Origin of the sequence: Reinekea marina (genome assembly GCF_030409715.1) — a bacterium.
Classification (GTDB): Bacteria; Pseudomonadota; Gammaproteobacteria; order Pseudomonadales; family Natronospirillaceae; genus Reinekea; species Reinekea marina.
This window is the reverse complement of record NZ_JAUFQI010000001.1, coordinates 697,415-718,585: the sequence shown is the minus strand read 5'-3', so window position 1 is coordinate 718,585 and position 21,171 is coordinate 697,415. Positions and strand designations below refer to the sequence as shown.

The following is a 21,171-nucleotide window of genomic DNA, read 5'->3' as shown; positions in this document are numbered from 1 at the left end:
TGTAACGCTACTTGAAATAAATGAGATTGAATATGAACAACCAACAGAAAGGTATAACCTTATTTATATTTTCCCTGAGCTAGTAGTAAGTGCAAAGGGTAGAATTCAATCTATACGGCTTAGAAAAAACTATTCAATATCAAAAGCAAGCCCGTTTGGAGCCGAAAGAACATCCAATGATGTTTACATGGAGAGCGTTGAAGGTTGGTCAAGACATTGAATTAGTTTACTCCTATTTTTCTACTGAGCCTGTTTTTGTTAGGAATAACTAAATGAAAACGCTCTTAATTTGGGAGTGTGGCCAAGACCTTGGTCACATCTCTCATCTAGCTACCATAGCAAAAGTGCTTCACGATTTAGGCAGTGATATCTTTCTGTGTGTAAAGGATGAGGCGAATATTCCCAACGTTTTTCAGAGTATTCCTTACAAGCTCATTCCTTTTCCAAGACTAAGCGCTCGAATCAATCATCGCCCTACTTTTTCAATGGCTGATGTACTGATTCGTAGAGGCATGACTGATGAAATCACCTTGAGTAAGCAGTTTAAAAAGTGGCAGGCCGTCTATCAAGCTGTTGAGCCTGATCTTGTTGTTTATGATTTTTCTCCCACCGCCTTATTTTCCTCTGTGGGTCTTAACTTCAAAAAAGTAATCATTGATTCCACCTGGGGTGCTGCTCCGCCTGGTAAGCCATTTTTACCGCTCAATTTATGGCAACCTATGCCTGAAGATCATCTGCCCGCCAGTGAACTAAAATTATTACAAACCATGAATTCAGTGCTAGAAAATGCTAGCCGGCCGCAATTACAATACGTCAGTGATATTTTTAACGCAGATAAAACCTTAATCTCTAATTACAAAGAACTGGACATTTATGGTCCACAAAGACAAGACGTTAACTATTTAGGCCCTATATTTTTTAATACTTCGGGCGAAGCTATTACTGTTGGCTCCGGAAAAAAACGTATTTTTGTTTATTTAAAAGAAGACCGTAAAATATCAACACTGGCATTACAATCAATAGTTAAGTTTCCGCAGGTAGAAGCACACTTTTTTATTCCCAATGTGAGTCTACATCTAAGAACATCATTAGAACGACTAGGGTTTTCTGTTTACAGCAAACCAATTGCCCTTCAACGCTATATATCGAAATTCGATTTATTACTTTGCCACGGCGGTACAGGTACGATCGGAGTGTCAATAAAGGCAGGAGTACCTGTATTAGTTTTCCCTACACAGTTAGAACAACGGAACGTAGGGGAGCTGATTGCTCGTAGTGGTGCTGGTTTAGCCGTTGAGGATCATGAGTCCATTGAGTCGATCGTCATGAAACTGAAGGCTCTACTTGAGGAGGAGCGATTCAAATTGAGTTGTAAAGAAATTCGCAGGTCTGTGCCTACTAGCAACTCGGTAAACACTCAAATTAGGGCACTGCTGCAACCCTTGTGCGTTTAATATTTTTTAGCCTAGATTCGTACAACCATGCAACAGCGGCTAACATCAAAACAACCAATAGCGCCAAAGCTGTTGACGCGATGCTATATTTATTTCCCATCAAAAACTCATTTAGTGGTTTTAATAAATAGATAAGTAATACTTGCACCGAAAAAACCTGTAGAGAGTTTCGGCCCATTACATTTAACAAAGGTAGCTTAACGCTTCTTCGCACCAAGTAAAATATCGAATAAATAAGTAACGAAAAGTTTAGAAGACTAACCAGTCTGAGCCATCCTAGATTTTCCCTACTGACGTTTGCCTTAGTAACAATGGGCAATTCCAACCATTGAGATTTTATGGAATATAGTAAAACGAATACTCCCAGTAAAGCTATAGTGATTAACGGCCGTTGAAGAACTTTAAGAAAGCTAGCTCGTTTCGTAATGGCAATGCCTAGCCCTACACCTAAGACCCACAGCACTTGCCAACGAAACCAGTTAAAGTAGCTATATTGACAATCACCACATAGATTAAAAATTGAAAATCGGCGAACGGCAATATACGGATCAAAGTACCAGAGCAGAAGGCTGGCGCAAATAGCAATCCAATAGAGCTTTAGTTTAGAAATCCAAAGCAACAACGGTAGGAGTAGCATAAACCCTGCATACATAGGAATAATATCAAGATGCTTGGGTTGCTGTATTAATAGAGCCTCCATAAAGAGTGTACGTTGGGCGTCAAGTTGTAAAGGTCGTAGCCATCTAACCCAACTTTCGCCATAGATAGGAAATGTTAAGAAAAGCCCGCTAATAATGCCTATTGTTACAATCTGATATTTGTAAAGCGTCAAAGCTCGATTCAGCGGTTTTAGCGAACCATTTAAACCATTAAATGAACGACTGTAAATCCAGCCTGCAGTAACGGCAGACAACATCACAAAACCTTCTGCCGCACTAAAATACCCAAAGGGCTGCCAAGTATATTTCACCCACCAGCCATTCAAGTGATTGATTGTCATAAGGGTTAATAAACAACCTCGAATCAAATCTATTCTGTGGTCTCGCTGTTGGATAGCTTAATGCTCCTTAAACTATTTTACCTATATCCCTAAAGAATCTAGAAGCGCAGACTTAACAGCTTCGCAACAACTTTATATCACACACATTGGTTTGATGCATTTACAGAGCAGCAGATTTTTTGCAGCTCAATAACCCCGCATGCTCTTTAATAATGGAAAACCGCCCCAAACCTTACCAAACCACTTTAATATTCAGGTCCGAGTTAATGTCTAATTTGTTCCAACCACTAAATGTGGGTGATTACACCCTTAAAAACCGCATCATCATGGCACCTCTTACCCGCTCCCGCGCTAATAACCCTGGCCGCATACCTAACGAGTTGATGGTGAAATACTATCGCCAGCGAGCAAGTGCGGGGATGATCCTTACGGAGGCGACTTCGGTTACGCCGATGGGCGTGGGCTACCCTGATACTCCGGGGATTTGGACTAACGAACAAACCGAAGGGTGGAAGCCCATTACTCAGGCGGTGCATGAGCAAGGCGGGAATATTTTCATGCAGCTTTGGCATGTTGGCCGTATATCTGACCCGTGCTATTTGGGCGGCGAACTTCCCGTTGCGCCTTCAGCGATAGCGGCACCGGGGCACGTGAGCCACGTTCGCCCCTTAAAAGATTTAGTCACGCCAAGAGCGCTCTCTATCGAAGAAATTAAAAACCTGCAGAACATTTATCGCCAAGCGGCAGAGAATGCAAAAGAAGCCGGCTTTGATGGTGTTGAGTTGCATGCAGCAAACGGCTACCTATTCGATCAATTTATGCATGAAAGCAGTAACAAGCGAACTGACGAATATGGGGGTAGTATTGAAAACCGTGTTCGCTTGTTACTCGAAATTGTCGATGTATTAATTGAGGTTTGGGGTGCTGGCAAGGTGGGTGTTCATCTAGCGCCGGCGAGCGATGGTGCTGGGCTAGAAGATTCTGATCCACAAGCTTTGTTTTCCTATGTAGCCAAACAGCTCAGTACGCGCAACATTGCGTTTATTTTTGCACGTGAAGACACACGCGAAGAAAATACAGTTGGCAAATTAGTGCGCGAAAATTTTGACGGTGTTTATATTGCCAACCAACAGCTAACTAAAGAAACAGGAGAGCAGTTGCTAAAAGCTGGACGTGCCGATGCCGTTGCTTATGGCGAACTGTTTATTGCCAACCCAGATTTAGTTGAACGATTCAAAGAAGATGCGCAGTTGAATACACCCAACCGCGCTACCTATTATTTTAATGAAGAAGTGGGCTATACCGATTACCCATTCCTTGAAACCACTTAAATTTTTATCGCTCTTGGTCTATAGAAAATTTGGTTATTTCGCAACCCATAGGTTCTTATATATGTTTAAAGTAATAAATTCAAAAGAGATTTACAAAAATAAATGGATGAGGCTGCGCGAAGATATTATTGAACGAGCCAACGGCGTTAAAGGAATTTATACGGTTGTTGAAAAGAATGATTTTGCAGTAATCATTGCAATAGAAAATGGCATGCTGCAACTTGTAACCCAATATCGCCACCCCATTCAAGAAAGGTCACTAGAGCTTCCAATGGGAGCATGGCCTGAAAAACCGAATGCCAACCCTTTAGACTTAGCGCTTGGTGAATTACAAGAGGAAACAGGCTATAAAGCCAATCATATTGAAAAATTAGGGTTTCAGTATGTTGATAATGGAGCATCCACCGTTGGTGCGCACATTTTTTATGCGACCGATTTAGAATTTGTAGGAAAAAATTTAGACGAGGAAGAAGCCGACTTAGAATCATGTGAGTTGTCGGTTAAGGACTTTGAATCGAAGATAGTCAGTGGTGAAGTAACGGATGCGACAACAATTGCTGCCTTCGCGCTTGCAAAGCTAAAAGGGTTTGTTTAGTTGTTCACTCTCGAATAAGGTAAGGTGAAGTCTTACTTGTAATTCAAAACCGATCATCTTACTGTAATCGCGTTCACCCTCTGCCCTGTATAGGTTTTAACTGTATGACCACCATCCGAGAAGTTTCCAAACTGGCCAACGTTTCCGTGGCAACAGTAAGCCGAGTGGTCAATGGCAATAAGTGGGTTTCGGATAAAACGCGCGATAAAGTGTTGGCTGCAATGAGCGAGCTGGGCTATCAGCCTAATTCGTTTGCACGCTCTTTGGCGACGAATAAATCAGAAACCTTTGGCATGGTGGTGGGCGATCTAGGCGGACCGTTTTTTGGAGACATGATGAATTCGGCGGAAGACGCCATAAGAAAAGCGGGTAAACACCTCATTGTTACGAGTGGTCATGATTCGGTAGATAGTGAACGCGGGGCTATCGATTTCTTGCTACAGCGGCGTGTCGACGGACTATTGCTGCACCTAGACGTGTTGCCCGATGACGATATTATTTCGTTGAGTGATCGCTGCGGCGTTCCTATAGTTTTGGTTAATCGGCACATACCTGAACTGAGCAATCAATGTGTGTTCGTAGACAACGATCTCGGTGGCTACTTAGCGACCAAGCATTTAATTGAATTAGGCCACTCCGAAATTGCCTGCATAACCGGCCCAATGTATAAAAAGGATGCCAGAAACCGACTTGCGGGGTATCGCTCAGCACTGGAAGAGGCTGGGCTACAATACAGTGACAACTTAGTCATCGAGTCGGATTACACGGAACTGGGTGGAAAGGCAGCCATTGATAAATTAACTCGACGCAACGCACCCTATACTGCCGTGTTTGCGCACAATGACCACATGGCGATTGGTGCCATGACTTCGCTAAAAGCTCTTGGTAAAAGTGTGCCTGAGCACTGCAGCATTGTCGGCTACGATGACATGGTCATGGCCCGCTACGTTGAACCGGCCCTGACAACCGTCGCCATTCCTGTTGGTGAGTTTGGCAAACAGGCCGCCTTCCTCGCTTTAAAGTTAAGCGGTGAACAAAACAATCAGATAAATCACCAGTTCGATCCAAAACTGGTCATCCGACGCTCGACGGCCCCTCTAAAACCCGCCTAACTCTTTCAAAAGTGACTTTATTAGCAATTCTCACTTTAAAACTGTAACCGATTACATTTTGAAACTGTTTTTCATTAGAGAAAATAGAGTTTTAACTACAGTCAAAACCATTGATTTTAAAGGATTTAATCCATTTATAAGCGATTTATTGAGATATTCGCGACATTGAACCCCACTAAATAGGTTGACTTACCCACTTCTCAACAATAACCTACCTGTAAACGTTTACAGTTTGTTGTGTAACGGTTAAAAAAGCGAACGGCCTAAGCCCTTAGCAAAAACAACAATAATACGCGGAGAAAATGCTATGAAAATGCCAATAAAAGCCAGTATTGCAGCCATTACCCTTGCTGCATCTGCCAGCTTCAGTGCTGATATTAGAATAGATGGGTTTCCAGACTACGATTCCCAGATTGCTGAAATTGCCCCAACGCTGCCTCAGCACAACATTGAAATGCTCAAAAACAACCACGGCGATCATCACAACAAGCTAAAAACCAACCTAGCCACCGGCACCGGTGCGGGTGATGTTGTACTGATTGATGTTGGCTTTATCGGCTCTTTTGTTAATGCTGGCGGCTTCGTAGATTTAACTGACTTTTATAAAAGCAAGGCCGGCAACTACGCTAGCTATGCCGTTGAAGCCGGCAAAGGCAACGATGGCAACCAATATGCTGTACCGGTTGATTTAGGTCCGGGCGTTATGTATTTCCGCCGTGATTACATGGAAGACATGGGTTTTGATATTAACGACGTGATGACCAGTTGGGACAGCTACCTAGCCTATGGCCAAAAACTAAAAGAAAAAGACATTTTGCTGATTGGTAACGCCAGTGCGATTGCTTCGGCTTATTGGCGCTTCAATGTTGCCGAAGGTGATGGCTTATATTTTGATGCCGACGGCAACTCGCTGGTCACTTCTGAGCGATTCATGCGTGCCTTTGAATTGGCAAAAGCGGTTCGCGATGGCGGCATGGATGGAAACATAAGTGAGTGGACAGAAGACTGGTATGCCGGTTTCCGTGAAGGCAAATTTGCGACTCAAATGTCCGGCGCTTGGTTACTCGGTCACCTTCAAAATTGGATGGCGCCAGATACTTCTGGAAAATGGGGTGTCAGTAATTTACCCGGTGGGCTATACGGCACTTGGGGTGGTTCTTACTTAGCCATTCCGAAACAAGCAAAGAATGTATCGGCGGCTTGGGATTTAATTGAGCATATGATTTCTGAAGAAAACCAACTGGTTGGCTTTAAGAAAATTGCAGCATTCCCAGCACATACCGGTACTTACAATGACGCATCTTTTGATGAGCCGATTGAGTTTTTACGCGGTCAAAAAGCACGTCGCTTATGGGCCGAAATTGCCGAAAACATCACGCCCGTTGCACCGATGAATGGCGACTTAATTGCTGAATCTCTAGTGAACGATGCACTTGATAAAGTGTTAAATGACGGAGTCTCAATTGAAAAAGCACTTAAAGACGCAGAACGCCAAATTAAACGCCGTGTTCGTTAATCTTTAGCTTTGTAACACTAATTAGCGGGCTAACCGAATCACCGTTGCCCGCATTGTTAAAAAACAATAATTTAGAATTTAATTAATACGTTGAGACCTGTTATGAACAGCGATATTACGACGGCCGAGTTACCCTTGGCTGAGGCCGATACTCGGGTAGAAAAACGACAGCGGTTGTTAGAGAAACTAACGCCCTATGGGTTTTTGTCACCCTATTTAATTATTTATGGCGTATTCGGTGTGTTCCCCGTTTTCTTTATGATTTATTTGTCTTTCCATATGTGGAACCCGGTTGAAGGGCTAGGCTCTATGGAATACGTTGGTTTAGAGAATTACGTACTATCGCTTACTGATCCTACACTCTGGCAGTCTCTATGGAATACGTTTGTTATGGCGGTGCTTTCAGGTACGCCACAGCATTTAGTTGCGCTTCCACTCGCTTATTTTTTAGTCATGATGGGACCCAAGGTTAGACACTGGTTAACCACCGCGTATTTCTTACCCTACATTACCTCTACCGTCGCCGTGTCGATGATCTTCTATGTTATGTATTCAAAAGACTCAGGCATTATCAACCACACGCTCATCTATTTAGCCGATGCGCCCTGGAGCTCTTGGTTATTCGGTGGGTTAAAAGATTCATTACCTCTCGGTTGGGTGCAAGAAAACAGCCTGATTCGTTTTTCTACCTCGTTCGTCGTTTTTTGGAAATACGTTGGCTTCAACACCGTCATCTACACCGCCGGGCTCGCAACGATTTCAAATGACCTTTACGAGGCCGCCGAAATTGATGGCGCTAATTCTTGGCAGCGTTTTCGACATGTCTCGCTGCCCTTGTTACAGCCGTTTATCTTTTTTGGTGTCACTCTAACCATTATAGGTAACATGAACTTATTCGATGAGCCCTTTGTATTAACTCGGGGCGCACAGTTTGCTCAAACCAACGGTAAAACCATCACCATGTATTTGTATCAAATTGCTTGGGAATGGCTAGACATGGGTTCAGCGGCGGCTATCTCTTGGATTTTGTTTGTCATTATCGGAATGTTCACGGGCGCTTACTTTTATCTGTTTGGTCGCAAAGGCCTAGGGGGAAATTAATATGACTCACTCTCAGGCTCGGTTCATAGTAAACACTTATCATATTGCGGGTAAGTTAATTGTTCGTATTTTTTTAGGGCTTTTCGCGATCATCACGGTGTTCCCATTTGTTTGGTCTGCTATTTTAGCGACCCATGATAGAACCACTATGTTCACTGGCGGAATCGACTTTAGCTTTGGCGATAAAATTGAAACCAACTATGCTAGCTTACTATCGATCATGGATTTTTGGTCTGGCATGATGAACAGTGTATCTATTTCCGTCATAGGGACCACAATATCACTTTTGTTTTGCTCAATGGCAGGATACGCACTCGCTGTTTTTACGTTTAGAGGCAAGACGGCCATCTTCAGTGTGATGATTGGTTCAATGATGATCCCACCCGTACTGACGTTGATCCCCTACTACATGGTAATTTCTGCGATGGGGTTAGCCAATACTCACGTCGCTGTTTGGTTGCCATTTACCATCAATCCATTTGGCATATTTTTAATTCGGCAGTACGTTGTCGCTTCGGTGCCTAAAGATTTATTGGAAGCGGCAAAGTTAGACGGCGCAAATGCCTTGCGAACCTATTGGAGCATTGTGCTGCCGTTGTTGAGGCCGGGGCTGGCAACGCTGGCCATTGTGCAATTTGTTTTTCTTTGGAATAACTTTTTACAACCCTTAGTTGTTTTAAACAGTCCCGAAAAAATGGTTATCACGCAAATGCTGCGCAGCGTGCAAGGTGTGCCCAATACACCCTGGGGCGCGGTTATGTTAGGCACAACCATTTCTATATTACCGCTGCTGGCCATATACATGACCGCCAGCAAACAAATGATCGCTGGATTAACCAGCGGCGCCGTTAAATAAAATTAAAGAGAGTTGACCCTGTGGAATTTACATTACCTAAAGACAGCCGCCTAAATACAAAAAGTTTCACCTTTGGAGTGGCAACCGCATCGTTTCAAATTGAAGGCAGCACAAATGCAGATGGCCGTTGCGAATCTATCTGGGATCGCTTTTGCGCAACCCCCGGAAAGGTTTTGAATGGCGATGATGGTTCTGTTGCCTGTGAACACTACACTCGCCTAGAAGAAGACTTAGATTTAATTAAATCGCTCGGCGTGGATGCGTATCGGTTTTCAATTGCATGGCCACGTATTGAACCTAAACCAGGACAGTGGAATGAAGCTGGCTTTGATTTTTACGAACGCCTTGTAGACGGATTAATCGCACGTGGAATCAAACCTTATGCAACGCTTTACCACTGGGATCTTCCCCAGTACCTTGAAGATAAAGGCGGTTGGATAAATCGTGAAACGGCCTATTTATTTTCTCGCTACGCTGAAAAATTGGTCGAACGTTTGGGCGATAAAGTGGTTTCCTATGCCACATTCAATGAACCCTTTTGCTCTGCCTATTTAGGGTATCGCTGGGGTATTCATGCGCCGGGTTTAAAGGATGATCGATTAGGGTTTCAAGCCGCTCATCACCTAATGCTGGCGCACGGTTTAGCCATTCCATTAATGCGTAAACACGCACCAAAAGCGCAACTCGGCATTGTATTAAACATCAACCCGGCCTTCCCAGCCAGTGACAGCGAGGCCGATAAACAGGCGACGCAATTATCTAATGATGACAGCAACCATACTTTTCTAGGGCCGATTTTAGCGGGTAAATACCCGACCTCAGTTTTCGAAAAATACCCGCATTGGGCACCAACCCAATTGCAAGGAGACCTTGATATCATCAACGCGCCTTTAGATTTTTTAGGCATCAATTACTACACCGGCGTCACCATAAAAGCCGATGCTCAAGGCGAGCGTGAGGAAGTTAATCAACAGGTACCCAAAACAGACATTGGTTGGGATATTATTCCTGAAGCGCTAACGAAAGCGTTAGTCGACTACAAGAATACCTACCCAAGCTTGCCGCCCATTTACATAACCGAAAATGGTGCGGCCGATAATACAGAGTGCATCAACGGTGAAGTAAACGACACGATGCGTACCGATTATTATCAGCAACATTTAATGGCGGTTCACAACGCCATAGAGCAAGGTGTCGATGTTCAAGGGTATTTTGCGTGGAGTTTGATGGATAATTTTGAATGGGCGTTTGGCTACTCTCAACGCTTTGGCATAGTGCACGTAGATTACTCAACCCAAAAGCGCACCGTAAAATTATCGGGTTTGGCTTGGAAGAAATTCTTAGCCAACCGTTAAGGTTTGAGCAACCCGTTTGCCGAGGGCAACGCCCTCGGCTTTTTTAATTTTCTTCATCGCCTAGCAGTCGCTCTAAACGTGCGCGCTCTTCCTCGGCCTCGGCCATCACGGCCTTTATTTCTTCGAGTACAGAGTCTACATCGGGGTCTTCAGTCGGCCCATCAAACAGTCCGGTCAATTCCGTTTCTGGTTTCAATTCACCTTCACTGAAGTGTGCCTACATTTCTTCACTGTAACGACTGTCTAATATCTCAGGAGCAAAGCGACCATAGAATCGCGTAATGTTATTTACATCGCGCATAAACATCGCTTGGGCATTATTGTTGGCCGCAGCATCGACGGCTTGAGGTAAATCGATGATGACAGGGCCGTAATCATCTAACAACACATTAAACTCTGACAAATCACCATGAACTAAACCTTCGCACAGCATCAGTTTAATGTAGTGCATCATAACCGCGTGATCTTCTATGGCCTGCTCATGGGTCAGTATGACATCGTCGAGCCTTGGCGCTACGTCGCCAGCATCATCACTCACTAACTCCATGATCAACACACCGTCTACGCAACCAAAGGTTTCTGGTACACGCACTCCCGCCCGAGCTAAACGTGATAACGCATCTACTTCGGCATTTTGCCAAACTTCTTCTTGCTGCTTACGGCCATAGTTTGAGCGTTTTTCCATGGCTCTCGCTCGACGGCTGCTGCGAACCTTACGCCCTTCTTGGTATTGTGCGGCTTTTTTAAAGCTTCGCTTTACGGCGTCTTTATATATTTTGGCGCAACGAATAGCATCGCCACAGCGTACTATATAAATATCCGCTTCTTTGCCGCTCATTAATCGGCTGAGCACTTCGCTGATGACACCATCTTCTACCAAGGGCTGTAATCGTGCAGGTACTTTCATGTTGTCCTTATCAGGTGTTTATTTTTAAATAACAAAGTTAATAGACCGCAGCATACTCTGTTTAAGGCACTGTTGCATTCGCAGAGCCTACTAAATGCCGCGCTTTGCAACGTCATTTACCGGCTTTTTCCAAATTTAGGATACTCAAAAATCGATCCCGAATCATTTCGGCCGACTCCTTTCCTTCTACCTTATCAATGAGCAAGATCCCTTTACCCTGCTTAGGTTTGGCTTGAACACTATAATAGTGCCGCTTGTTCGCGCCGGACGTTTCCCATGTAGCCGCTTTTTGAATATCGACCGAGGCAATGCTGTCTACCGGTAAGGATTTCAGTTTCTTGTAGACCCCCACAAGTGAGCTCCGTCGAAAAACACCTTCTGCGCGCACCATTACACGGAACTCCGTTAAAAAGGTGACTAAGCTGTGCAACGCAAACAGCCCGCCAATGGGAATAAAAATTAACGGGAAAATAAACGGCCCACCAGCGAGGTGCACACCATAGCCCGAACCGACAAAAACACTACCAAACAAAAAGCTCGCTAAACGTTCACCTATGCGTGAGAACCGAGGGAACCAAACTTCAAATTCAGTACCGTTGTCTTTGGCGTTAAGTTGATCTATTCGATCCACTGAGAGCTCTAACATCGCAGGGTGTTCAGCGGCAAGATATTGATGGGTGGGTTGAGCATTTTCAACCTCATGCACTGGCACCGTAAAAGATCGTTTTATCTTTACTCCAGCGGAAATACGCTCAATGTTTAGGCGCCAAAAATGATAATCGGACCCTTCTGAGGTTTGCGGCAGTTTGCTCGGAATATTTATATTAAAACGCAGTAAGGTTTTATTGTTCTGGGCTCGCTCTATGTAAGCAAAGCCTTCTTCATGCCAGCGCGTCACTTCTTTGGTTTCGGATTTACTGCCCGATCGAGTGGTGTACTTATGGATGCAATTTAATGATACCTGATACCGAGCAAGGCTATCGTAATCGGTATTAAAAAGGACCTTAGCGCCTAAATAGCCACCAATGCCAGCAGGGAATGGAGACATTATTAACGGGCTGCGGCCAATTTTCTTCAATCGCCAAGCTTCGCGCACCGTAGCAAAAATACAAAACACAGAAATAGCTGGGAAAATCAGCGCCAATACAATCAACTTATTTCCCGATGACCACTCGTCTTGAAAAGCAAACACCACCGGGAAACTTAACATGCTAATGACAACGCTCATACCAAGGTAAACCCAAAGCGTTAGCCGTGCCGATGAATAAATAGGTTTAGATTGCGCACTTTGAATAACCTTATCATCACCTGATTTTTCAACGATGACTGTATTCGGCTTTTTAATAATAGACCCAACAAACAACAAGGCACCAAAGCCTCCAAAGACCACAACAAAAATCATTTTAAAACCAACTAGGCCCCAGCGGATTTCGGGATATAAGTATGATTGATGGGGTTTACGGGGGTTTACCACAGCTTCAATGTTTCGGCCTTTCGACAGCAGCCATTCTAATTCTCGGCCCTTGTCGTACTGCCAATCGCCAATGTTGTCGTTGCTTGAGCTTATACCCACACGATCGGATATATATTCTTGCCCGAGGAACTGATATTGATAGCGTGCAGTGGCTAAGTAGGTCGTACTGTCGCCGTGACTGACCTCTAAATTCGCTGAGATCAGCTTGGCGGGGACTGTATCCCAAAAGGGAGCACTTACGCCGATATAGATTGTTGGGATGATGCTGAATAGCAAAAAGCCAACGCCAATGCCCAAAAAGGGTAAAGAGAATAGCGTTACAGCCCAACTGGGCTTTTTGAATGTTAATGCCATGCACAATGCCTACAATGTTTAATATAAGTCATTGTGCTATGGATAAGGTAAGTTTGTGAAGCGTACAGTCTTACTATGTTCATTAAATTTTTTTGGCTAGGGTATAAAATCTATTGCATAGATGGGTGGCAGAAAATTATTCACGATCTGCCAGGTACTGCCTTCATCGAGACTCCACCAAAGATTGCCTGTGCTCGAACCAAACACCAGCAATGTCGCATCTCGATTTACTTTAAAGGCATGCCGAAAAACTAAATCGTAGCAATGTTGCTGTGGTAGCCCAGTCCGTTCAGCCTGAAAACTTGATCCGCCATCGGTTGTTTTCGATACATACAAGGCCGCGCTTTCAGGGTATCGACTTTCATCTTTTATTGCGGGAATAAACCATGCGGTATTCGCTTCTTTTGGATGAACAGCAACGGCAAAGCCAAACGAAGAGCCTACATCAGATACACATTCTTTCCATTGTTTACCTCGATCATCCGATATAAAAATACCATTATGGTGCTGAATCCACATTCGATCTGGATTACTGGGCGATTGAACCAGCAGATGTGGGTCTTGAATAGCTTCATCTTGCGCCAGCTCTTCAGGCATATACTCTGCTCTTAGCCCTTTACACGCGAGCTGCCAGTGCTGACCATGATCTTCGCTGTGCCAAACGCCAGCACAAGAAATCGCCAACGTCATTCGATTTGGTTGGTCTGGGTGAATAACAATGGAATGAATACCGGCTTCATCAAAGCCACCGCCAAACCATTTTTCTCGCCCCGGCTTTTGCCATAGGTCCTCAACTAAATGCCAAGTATCCCCCGCATCTTCGCTATAAAATAAACCCGCGGGAATACAGCCCGCCCAGAGCTTGCCAGCTTGGGTCGGATCACTCACCAATGTCCAAACTTGCTCTAACGTGCTTTTTTTATCAGGCTCACTTTCCTCGGGCAATGTTGGGCAACCCACCTCCTGCCAATGCTTACCTTGGTCTGTAGATCGACGAATTTTGGGTCCATAGTGACCGGTGTTAAGCGCCGCAAACCAATCACCACCGGCATCTACCGTAAAAGCGCTAACGGAATCCCCCAGAAAGTGCTCACTGATCACCTCCGATTTTTGATGATGTTGTGAGTAAATGAATAAACCTTTACGTGTGGATACCGCAAACTTTTCCATATCGACTCTCCATGATGAGTGTTGGCTAGCAGCTGCGTTTAGCCGCCCGACAATGCCTGCATAATGTGCAGGGAAGACTTCACTTGATCTACAGACTCAATATCCGACTGAACGATATTATTGTCAACCACCAGCATGACATGCTTACGAAGTCGGTTTTGATCATCCAATACATAATGCTTTAAATTCGGAAACTGCTGAAAAACGCAAGTCAGCACCTGCGTCAAAGGCCCTTCATCTACCTGTATAGAGTGAAGGTCAATATGTCTTTGGAGGTTTTCAGTATAGGTTACTTTTACGGTCACTACTCATGCCTCTAGATAAGAGAGCATGAGTATAGTTGAATTGTCCGTTGGGTGTTAAACCGCTTTGCCCATAATATAGGTGTCGGTCACGGCTCTATCATCGGCTAACATCATCAAGGCAAACAATTTGTCGTGCAATGTTTTAGCTTGTGCATGGCGCGTTTGCATTATTGGCGTTGCGTTATAATTCAGTACAGCTATATCGGCCTCACAACCGATATTAAAGTTACCTATCGTCCCTTCTAAGTCCAATGCACGGGCTCCGCCTAAAGTGGCCATATAGAGCCCTTCAAACGCCGATAATTTATTGCCATTTAACTGTTGTACTTTATAAGCTTCATTGTAGGTTTGTAGAAGCGATAAACTCGTGCCCGCGCCTACATCGGACCCTAAACCGACTTCAACTTCATGTGCCTGCATTTGCTTTAGATTGAACAAACCTGAGCCGATAAATAGATTTGATGTTGGGCAATGTGCAACCGAGGTGCCATGGCTATGCATGCACTTCAACTCTCGATCACTTAAGTGAATGCCATGCGCTAAAACACTGCGTTTGTTGAGCAGCCCCGCCTCTTCATATACGCCGACATAATCTTGCGCCTCGGGAAACAGCTCCGACACCCACTGGCATTCATTTAAGTTTTCAGACACATGAGTATGCATATAAACCGAAGGGAATTCCTGCAACAAAGCGCTGGCAGCGGCAAGTTGATCGGGCGTAGAAGTTGGAGCGAAGCGCGGAGTGACAGCGTATTGTAATCGATCAACGCCATGCCATTTTTCAATCAAGGTTTTACTGTCTAAATAGCTTTGCTCTGGCGTATCTTGCAAGGCTTCTGGACAATTGCGATCCATCATGACCTTACCCGCAATCATACGTAAGTTTCGGGCTTTGGCAGCATCAAAGAATGCATCTACCGACTCAGGGTGAACGGTCCCAAACACGAGAGCAGTAGTTGTTCCATTTTTGACCAGCTCATCTAAAAAGAAATTGGCGATTTTATGAGCGTATTCGTAATCGGCAAACTTTTCTTCAGTCGGGAAAGCGTGCTCTGTGAGCCATTCCAGTAATTGCTCACCATAGGAGGCGATCATTTCAGTCTGCGCAAAATGAACATGAGTGTCGATCATCCCAGGAACAATTAAATGCTGATCATAGCGTTTAACCTCTACATCGGGGTATTTAGGGGCAATAATCGACTCTTCGCCTAAGGCTGCGATCTTACCGTCTATAATAACCACAGCGCCTCGCTCAAAAAAGCGAACAGCCTGCTCTCCCATCGTGGCGGGATTGCCTATGAAATCTAGAATATTGCCACAAAGCATTAATGGTTTAACCAAAATCAATTGCCTCAAATACGATACTGTCAGATGCGTATCATACCATTAGTTGACTCATAGGTCAGAATATTTTTCACCCCCGAAAACAGGACTGTCTGTCACTCTGCCATAACACTCACAATGACTCGCATGAAGTGTTGACGAGTTAGCTCAAGAAAGCAATCGCTTGCTAATTCAGAACAGCGATCAAACATTTAAACTTGGCAACGAGGAATGAATACAGAATAGCTCACTCGAAAACAATGCAAGTTTCATCTCGATTAAACGAGCCTGGATAGTGAAAATAAATTTTCTTTTTTCTGACCAACTGGACATTATTATTTTTAATTTTTTGTTGACCAAGTGGGCATATAAAAATTTATTTTTTGAGCTTTTTTTTAATGCGCCAAAGCACGAAAACACTTAAACTTGCGTCGAAATTTTTAGCGCAATTTACTTTAATGTGATTCAACTTTTTGCGACTAACTCATCATTTGCCAAGCGGTGTTTTCACTTCGATCGGTCAATTGAGAAATCTATACAGTGTGCAGTTGAGATACATGCATACACATCAGAATTCTGACCTGACGGTCAGCTACAATTTTTTAAAATAGCAATTAGGGTTTGGAAAAAACAAATGGCTTTGGCGAAACATAAAGATCGACTGACAATGGTCGGAGTGACAAAGCGCTACCCTGGGTGTATTGCTAATGATTCAATAAACTTAGCAATAGATCCCGGCGAAATTCACGCCTTACTTGGCGAGAACGGCGCAGGAAAAAGTACGCTAATGAAAATTCTTTATGGCGTAACAAAACCAGATGCCGGCAGAATTTATTGGAATGGGGAAATCACAAAAATCGCCTCTCCGAAGGATGCACGCGCACTCGGTATTGGCATGGTGTTCCAACATTTCTCACTATTTGAAACGTTAACGGTAAAAGAAAACATTGAGTTAGCCCTAGGTAACCAAGCAGGCGACAGCAACACCTTGGCCCAACGTATTCGAGATATTTCAGAAAAGTATGGAATGCCGCTTGACCCCGACCGCACTGTAGCCACTCTTTCTACGGGTGAGAAACAACGCGTAGAAATTGTGCGTTGTTTGTTGCTAGATATTCAGCTGCTCATTCTCGATGAACCCACCTCGGTGCTAACGCCACAAGAAGTAGACAAGCTATTCGAAACACTTCGCATTCTAAGCCAAGAAGGCTGCTCTATTTTATTTATCAGTCATAAACTCCATGAAGTGACGAGCTTATGCGACCAAGCCACTATTCTCCGCCACGGCCGAGTAACGGGCGATTGTAATCCATCGCAAGAAACACCAGCCTCTATTGCTCGTATGATGGTCGGCGACGACACTCCTATCAGCAACGAGACCAACCGAGCTCAGGGTCACTCGGTATTTCTTGACATCCGCGACCTATCAATACCGGCTAAAAAATCTTTCGACATTGCGTTGAAGTCTATTAACTTCCACGTAAAGGCGGGGGAGATTGTGGGTATTGCAGGTGTAGCCGGCAACGGTCAAGAAGAATTACTAAAAGCCTTGTCTGGCGAAGAGCGTTATAAGTCAAAAAGTATTTGGTTTGGTGAATTCGCTGTCGATAAACGTTCGCCTTTACACCGTCGCCGTTTAGGAATGAGTTTTGTACCTGAAGACAGATTAGGCCGTGGAGCCGTGCCCGATATGGATTTAAGCCAAAATGCACTTCTAACCAGTTACGATTCTGGACTACTAAACAAAGGATTTATTAAGAAGTCCGCGGTGACAAAGCTCGCGCAGAAAATCATTCAAAAATATAAAGTGAAAGCTGAATCCGAGCACGCGACCGCCGCCAGTTTATCGGGGGGTAATTTGCAAAAATTTATCATAGGCCGCGAGGTCGAACAGCAACCCGCACTCTTGGTTATGGCGCACCCAACTTGGGGGGTTGATATCGGAGCCCAGACGGCCATTCATGACACAATATTTAAGTTAAGGGATAAAGGCTGTGCTGTATTGGTTGTTTCAGAAGATTTAGACGAACTGTATAAAATCTGTGATCGTTTAGGCGCTATTTGTGATGGCGAAGTGTCACCTTTTTTGCCTACAGATGAACTGCCGTTGTCTCAACTAGGTCAATGGATGGCGGGTGATTTCACATTGCCTGCTAATGCTTCGGAGCTGACATCATGATTAAATTAATGCCCCGGCCAACCCCTTCTCGATGGTGGCGCTATGGTTCACCTATTTCTGCGGTCGTCCTCACCTTGATCACCGGCGCAATTTTATTTGCCGCACTTGGAGCATCTCCTGTTGAGGCTTTAACGGTTTACTTTATCAGCCCAGTAGCCGATTGGTATGGCATCAGTGAACTGTTCGTAAAAGCGATTCCCATTTTATTGTGTGCCTATGGTTTAGCCTTATGTTTTAAAGCTTCTATTTGGAATATTGGTGCTGAAGGCCAACTGCTCATGGGCGGTATCACGGCTTCTGTAGTGGCTGTTCAGTTTGTCGATTCGAGTTCATTTTTTGCCATGCCGTTAGCTATTGCGGCTGGCATTTTAGGCGGTTTGTTTTGGTCTGGCATTGTGGCGTTTTTAAAACTAAAAATGAATACCAATGAAACCTTAACAACCATAATGATGAACTACATCGCTCTGAATCTTTTATTATGGTCGGTCCACGGACCTCTTAAAGACCCCGATGGCTACAACTTCCCAGAGAGTGCATTGTTTGGTGACTCGACTTTATTACCCATTCTATTCGATGGCACGCGACTGCACCTGGGTTTAGCGTTTGCCGTATTGGCCATGGTGGCCACGTGGGTCTTTATCAGCAAAACCTTCATTGGCTTTCAAATTCAAGTAATTGGCCAAGATAAACCCGCCGCAAAAATGGCTGGCTTTAGCCACAAAAAACTCACGTGGTTAGTACTCATCACCAGCGGTGGCCTAGCTGGGCTAGCGGGTGCGAGCGAAGTGGTGGGCCCTATCGGTCAACTAGTACCCCATATTTCGCCTGGCTACGGTTACTCGGCCATCATTGTGGCCTTCTTAGGCCGTCTCCACCCTGTTGGTATTACTCTTGCCGGTTTATTAATGGCACTGATCTATATGGGCGGCGAAATGGCTCAAATTAATTTGGGCTTACCCAATGCAATAACCGGTGTATTCCAAGGGCTGATTTTATTCTTTTTGTTATCGACCGATGTCTTCATACGATACAAGCTTCAAATAACTTGGCCTTTTTATCCAAAGCCGTTAGCCGTTTCTGAAGGAACTAAATAATGGATCTCGAGCTACTCAGTAACATTCTTTATTTAACCATACGCACCGGTACGCCTTTATTGTTGGTAGCGCTTGGCGAGTTAGTCTGCGAAAAAAGCGGCGTTTTAAATTTAGGTCAAGAAGGCATGATGCTCATAGGGGCTGTTATCGGCTTCATAACGGCTTTCGCCACCGGCAGCTTATTCATTGGCTTCGTGGTTGCTGCAATCGCGGGCATTGTAATGTCGCTTATTTTTGCATTTGTCGCTGTTACATTAAACGCAAACCAAGTCGCTACCGGCTTAGCGCTGACCATTTTTGGCACCGGGCTTTCTGCGTTTATTGGTGATTCATTTGAAGGGAAGACCATTGAGCCGTTAGCAAATTTGAACAGTGGAGTTCTTGAGAGTATTCCAGTCATTGGTAAAGCTTTATTTGCTCAAGATGCATTGGTTTATTTTAGCTGGGTGCTATTTATTGGCGTTTATTTATTTTTTAAACGTGGACGTGCTGGATTAAAAGTACGCGCCGCCGGAGAAAACCCAACTGTCGGCAGTCACCTTGGGCTACCGGTTCTAAAAGTGCGCTACTTTTCAGTAATGTTTGGCGGAGCCATGGCAGGCTTAGCCGGAGGCTATTTATCATTAGCCTATACGCCAATGTGGACAGAAAACATGACCGCAGGTCGCGGCTGGATAGCGTTAGCGTTGGTTGTCTTTGCTAGTTGGCGAGTTGGGCGAATAATGCTGGGCGCTTACCTATTTGGACTCGCAAGTATTATGCACTTAATTATTCAAGGGTTTGGAATTTCGATTTCTTCAAACCTGCTAGCAACATTGCCCTACGTTGCAACCATTGTTGTTCTTGTATTTTTAAGTAAAAACATAGAACGACTCAAGCAGTTCGAACCGATGGCACTGGGTAAACCTTGGCACAAATCTCACTAAAACTAACGGAGAATACAATGAAAACTTTGTTAAAAACGGCCGCACTGGCATTCGCTTTTGCAGCAAGTACAGTTATAGCAGACCCTTTAAAAATTGGCTTTGTTTATGTTAGCCCAACGGGTGAAGCTGGCTGGACATTGACTCATGACATTGGTCGCCAACATTTAGAAGAAGTCTTTGGCGACAAAATAGAAACCACCTTTGTTGAAAGTGTGCCAGAAGGTGCCGATGCAGAACGAGTCATTACTCAGCTCGCTAAAAGTGGTCACGACATTATTTTCACTACCTCTTTTGGTTACATGAACGCTACGCTCAAAGTTGCGAAACGTTTTCCGAATGTTAAGTTTGAACACGCAACGGGATACAAGCGCTCTAAAAACGTTGCCACCTATTTTGATCGCATTTATGAAGCGCGTTATCTAACGGGTATCGTTGCAGCTCATATGTCTGAGTCCGATGTGCTAGGTTATATCGGAGCATTTCCTATTCCAGAAGTTGTGCGAGGCATTAACGCATTTACCTTAGGCGCTCAGTCTGTAAAACCTGACATTAAAGTTAAGGTGCTGTGGATCAATACCTGGTTTGACCCTGCAAAAGAACGCGAAGCGGCTGAGAGTTTGATCAACCAAAAAGCCGATGTCCTTACCTTCCATGCCGACTCACCTTCGGCCGTACAAACGGCTGAAAACGCTGGGGTATACGCTGTAGGCTACCATTCAGATATGACCTCTTATGGACCGACTGCGCATCTAACCGCCGCGGTACATAACTGGAATGATTATTATGTTGAACGCATAAACGCTGTTATGGACGGTACCTGGACATCAACAGATACTTGGAAAGGTATCAGCGCTAACATGACGCAACTGGCGCCAATCAATGCGGCCGTACCGGCAAGTGTTGTCGCAGAAGTCTTGGCAGCTAAAGACGGTATCGCTGCAGGCACTCTGCACCCCTTCCAAGGACCTCTATTTAACCAAGCCGGTGAACAAATAGTTGCTGAAGGTGAAACTCTAGATGATGGCTCTTTGCTAGGCATGGATTACTACGTTGCCGGCGTTGAAGGCAAATTGAAGTAATACAAAAATTAAAGAGGGCTCACCTAGCCCTCTTTTTTAA

The 21,171-nt window shown here is 44.5% G+C and carries 20 protein-coding genes and 1 pseudogene; 14 read left to right on the top strand and 7 right to left on the bottom strand.

Annotated features, from left to right (window positions below):
- The first annotated feature begins 89 nt into the window (after positions 1–89).
- Both QWZ13_RS03895 and QWZ13_RS03890 read left to right on the top strand, forming a co-directional pair.
- Positions 90–272, top strand: a complete 183-nt coding sequence (locus tag QWZ13_RS03895) for a hypothetical protein (RefSeq protein ID WP_290280601.1) — start codon at positions 90–92, stop codon at positions 270–272.
- On the top strand, positions 273–1,454 hold the full coding sequence (locus tag QWZ13_RS03890; protein WP_290280600.1) for a glycosyltransferase: 1,182 nt from the start codon (positions 273–275) through the stop codon (positions 1,452–1,454).
- On the opposite strand, the gene opgC is transcribed toward QWZ13_RS03890, so the two are convergent.
- Positions 1,423–2,487 carry an OpgC domain-containing protein gene (gene opgC / locus QWZ13_RS03885; protein WP_290283264.1) on the bottom strand — a complete coding sequence of 355 codons (1,065 nt, stop codon included), beginning with the start codon at positions 2,485–2,487 and terminating at the stop codon, positions 1,423–1,425. The genes QWZ13_RS03890 and opgC overlap by 32 nt on opposite strands.
- A gap of 146 nt (positions 2,488–2,633) precedes the next feature.
- Between opgC and QWZ13_RS03880 the strand changes: the two genes are divergently transcribed.
- The 7 genes from QWZ13_RS03880 to QWZ13_RS03850 all read left to right on the top strand — a co-directional run bounded on the left by QWZ13_RS03880 (position 2,634) and on the right by QWZ13_RS03850 (position 10,320).
- On the top strand, positions 2,634–3,785 hold the full coding sequence (locus tag QWZ13_RS03880) for an alkene reductase (protein ID WP_290280599.1): 1,152 nt from the start codon (positions 2,634–2,636) through the stop codon (positions 3,783–3,785).
- Complete coding sequence (locus QWZ13_RS03875) at positions 3,739–4,380, top strand: NUDIX hydrolase (RefSeq protein ID WP_290280598.1); 642 nt, start codon at positions 3,739–3,741, stop codon at positions 4,378–4,380. The genes QWZ13_RS03880 and QWZ13_RS03875 overlap by 47 nt, the downstream gene beginning before the upstream one ends.
- A gap of 104 nt (positions 4,381–4,484) precedes the next feature.
- On the top strand, positions 4,485–5,492 hold the full coding sequence (locus QWZ13_RS03870) for a LacI family DNA-binding transcriptional regulator (RefSeq protein ID WP_290280596.1): 1,008 nt from the start codon (positions 4,485–4,487) through the stop codon (positions 5,490–5,492).
- A gap of 307 nt (positions 5,493–5,799) precedes the next feature.
- A complete protein-coding gene (locus tag QWZ13_RS03865; RefSeq protein ID WP_290280594.1) occupies positions 5,800–7,008 on the top strand; it encodes an extracellular solute-binding protein in 1,209 nt (402 codons plus the stop codon).
- 90 nt (positions 7,009–7,098) lie between these two features.
- Positions 7,099–8,109 (top strand): carbohydrate ABC transporter permease, encoded by a 1,011-nt coding sequence (locus QWZ13_RS03860; RefSeq protein WP_290280593.1) that lies wholly within the window; start codon positions 7,099–7,101, stop codon positions 8,107–8,109.
- A 1-nt stretch (position 8,110) separates the two neighbouring features.
- The gene (locus QWZ13_RS03855) at positions 8,111–8,965 is read left to right on the top strand and encodes a carbohydrate ABC transporter permease (protein ID WP_216000449.1); all 855 of its coding nucleotides are present in this window, start codon (positions 8,111–8,113) and stop codon (positions 8,963–8,965) included.
- A gap of 20 nt (positions 8,966–8,985) precedes the next feature.
- Positions 8,986–10,320, top strand: coding sequence for a GH1 family beta-glucosidase (locus QWZ13_RS03850; RefSeq protein WP_290280592.1), 1,335 nt, complete (start codon positions 8,986–8,988; stop codon positions 10,318–10,320).
- A gap of 43 nt (positions 10,321–10,363) precedes the next feature.
- Here QWZ13_RS03850 and QWZ13_RS03845 read toward each other — a convergent pair.
- The 6 genes and pseudogenes from QWZ13_RS03845 to QWZ13_RS03820 form a co-directional block, all read right to left on the bottom strand.
- Positions 10,364–11,227: pseudogene (locus tag QWZ13_RS03845) on the bottom strand (PA4780 family RIO1-like protein kinase).
- Positions 11,228–11,339: 112 nt separating this feature from the next.
- Complete coding sequence (locus tag QWZ13_RS03840; protein ID WP_290280591.1) at positions 11,340–13,055, bottom strand: DUF3592 domain-containing protein; 1,716 nt, start codon at positions 13,053–13,055, stop codon at positions 11,340–11,342.
- 96 nt (positions 13,056–13,151) lie between these two features.
- The gene (locus QWZ13_RS03835; protein ID WP_290280590.1) at positions 13,152–14,225 is read right to left on the bottom strand and encodes a WD40/YVTN/BNR-like repeat-containing protein; all 1,074 of its coding nucleotides are present in this window, start codon (positions 14,223–14,225) and stop codon (positions 13,152–13,154) included.
- 38 nt (positions 14,226–14,263) lie between these two features.
- Positions 14,264–14,530, bottom strand: a complete 267-nt coding sequence (locus tag QWZ13_RS03830; protein ID WP_290280589.1) for a hypothetical protein — start codon at positions 14,528–14,530, stop codon at positions 14,264–14,266.
- 54 nt (positions 14,531–14,584) lie between these two features.
- Positions 14,585–15,886 (bottom strand): guanine deaminase, encoded by a 1,302-nt coding sequence (gene guaD / locus QWZ13_RS03825; RefSeq protein ID WP_290280588.1) that lies wholly within the window; start codon positions 15,884–15,886, stop codon positions 14,585–14,587.
- A gap of 171 nt (positions 15,887–16,057) precedes the next feature.
- On the bottom strand, positions 16,058–16,186 hold the full coding sequence (locus QWZ13_RS03820; protein WP_290280587.1) for a hypothetical protein: 129 nt from the start codon (positions 16,184–16,186) through the stop codon (positions 16,058–16,060).
- A 140-nt stretch (positions 16,187–16,326) separates the two neighbouring features.
- Between QWZ13_RS03820 and QWZ13_RS03815 the strand changes: the two genes are divergently transcribed.
- The 5 genes from QWZ13_RS03815 to QWZ13_RS03795 are packed head-to-tail and all read left to right on the top strand — an operon-like array spanning position 16,327 to position 21,131.
- A complete protein-coding gene (locus tag QWZ13_RS03815) occupies positions 16,327–16,464 on the top strand; it encodes a hypothetical protein (RefSeq protein ID WP_290280586.1) in 138 nt (45 codons plus the stop codon).
- Positions 16,465–16,487: 23 nt separating this feature from the next.
- The gene (locus QWZ13_RS03810) at positions 16,488–18,032 is read left to right on the top strand and encodes an ABC transporter ATP-binding protein (RefSeq protein ID WP_290280585.1); all 1,545 of its coding nucleotides are present in this window, start codon (positions 16,488–16,490) and stop codon (positions 18,030–18,032) included.
- Positions 18,033–18,040: 8 nt separating this feature from the next.
- A complete protein-coding gene (locus QWZ13_RS03805; RefSeq protein ID WP_290280584.1) occupies positions 18,041–19,126 on the top strand; it encodes an ABC transporter permease in 1,086 nt (361 codons plus the stop codon).
- Positions 19,126–20,052: an ABC transporter permease gene (locus QWZ13_RS03800; RefSeq protein ID WP_290280583.1), complete on the top strand. Its 927-nt coding sequence runs from the start codon at positions 19,126–19,128 to the stop codon at positions 20,050–20,052. Before QWZ13_RS03805 ends, QWZ13_RS03800 begins: the two co-directional genes overlap by 1 nt.
- Positions 20,034–21,131 carry a BMP family ABC transporter substrate-binding protein gene (locus tag QWZ13_RS03795; RefSeq protein WP_290280582.1) on the top strand — a complete coding sequence of 366 codons (1,098 nt, stop codon included), beginning with the start codon at positions 20,034–20,036 and terminating at the stop codon, positions 21,129–21,131. Before QWZ13_RS03800 ends, QWZ13_RS03795 begins: the two co-directional genes overlap by 19 nt.
- The last annotated feature ends 40 nt before the right edge of the window (positions 21,132–21,171 follow it).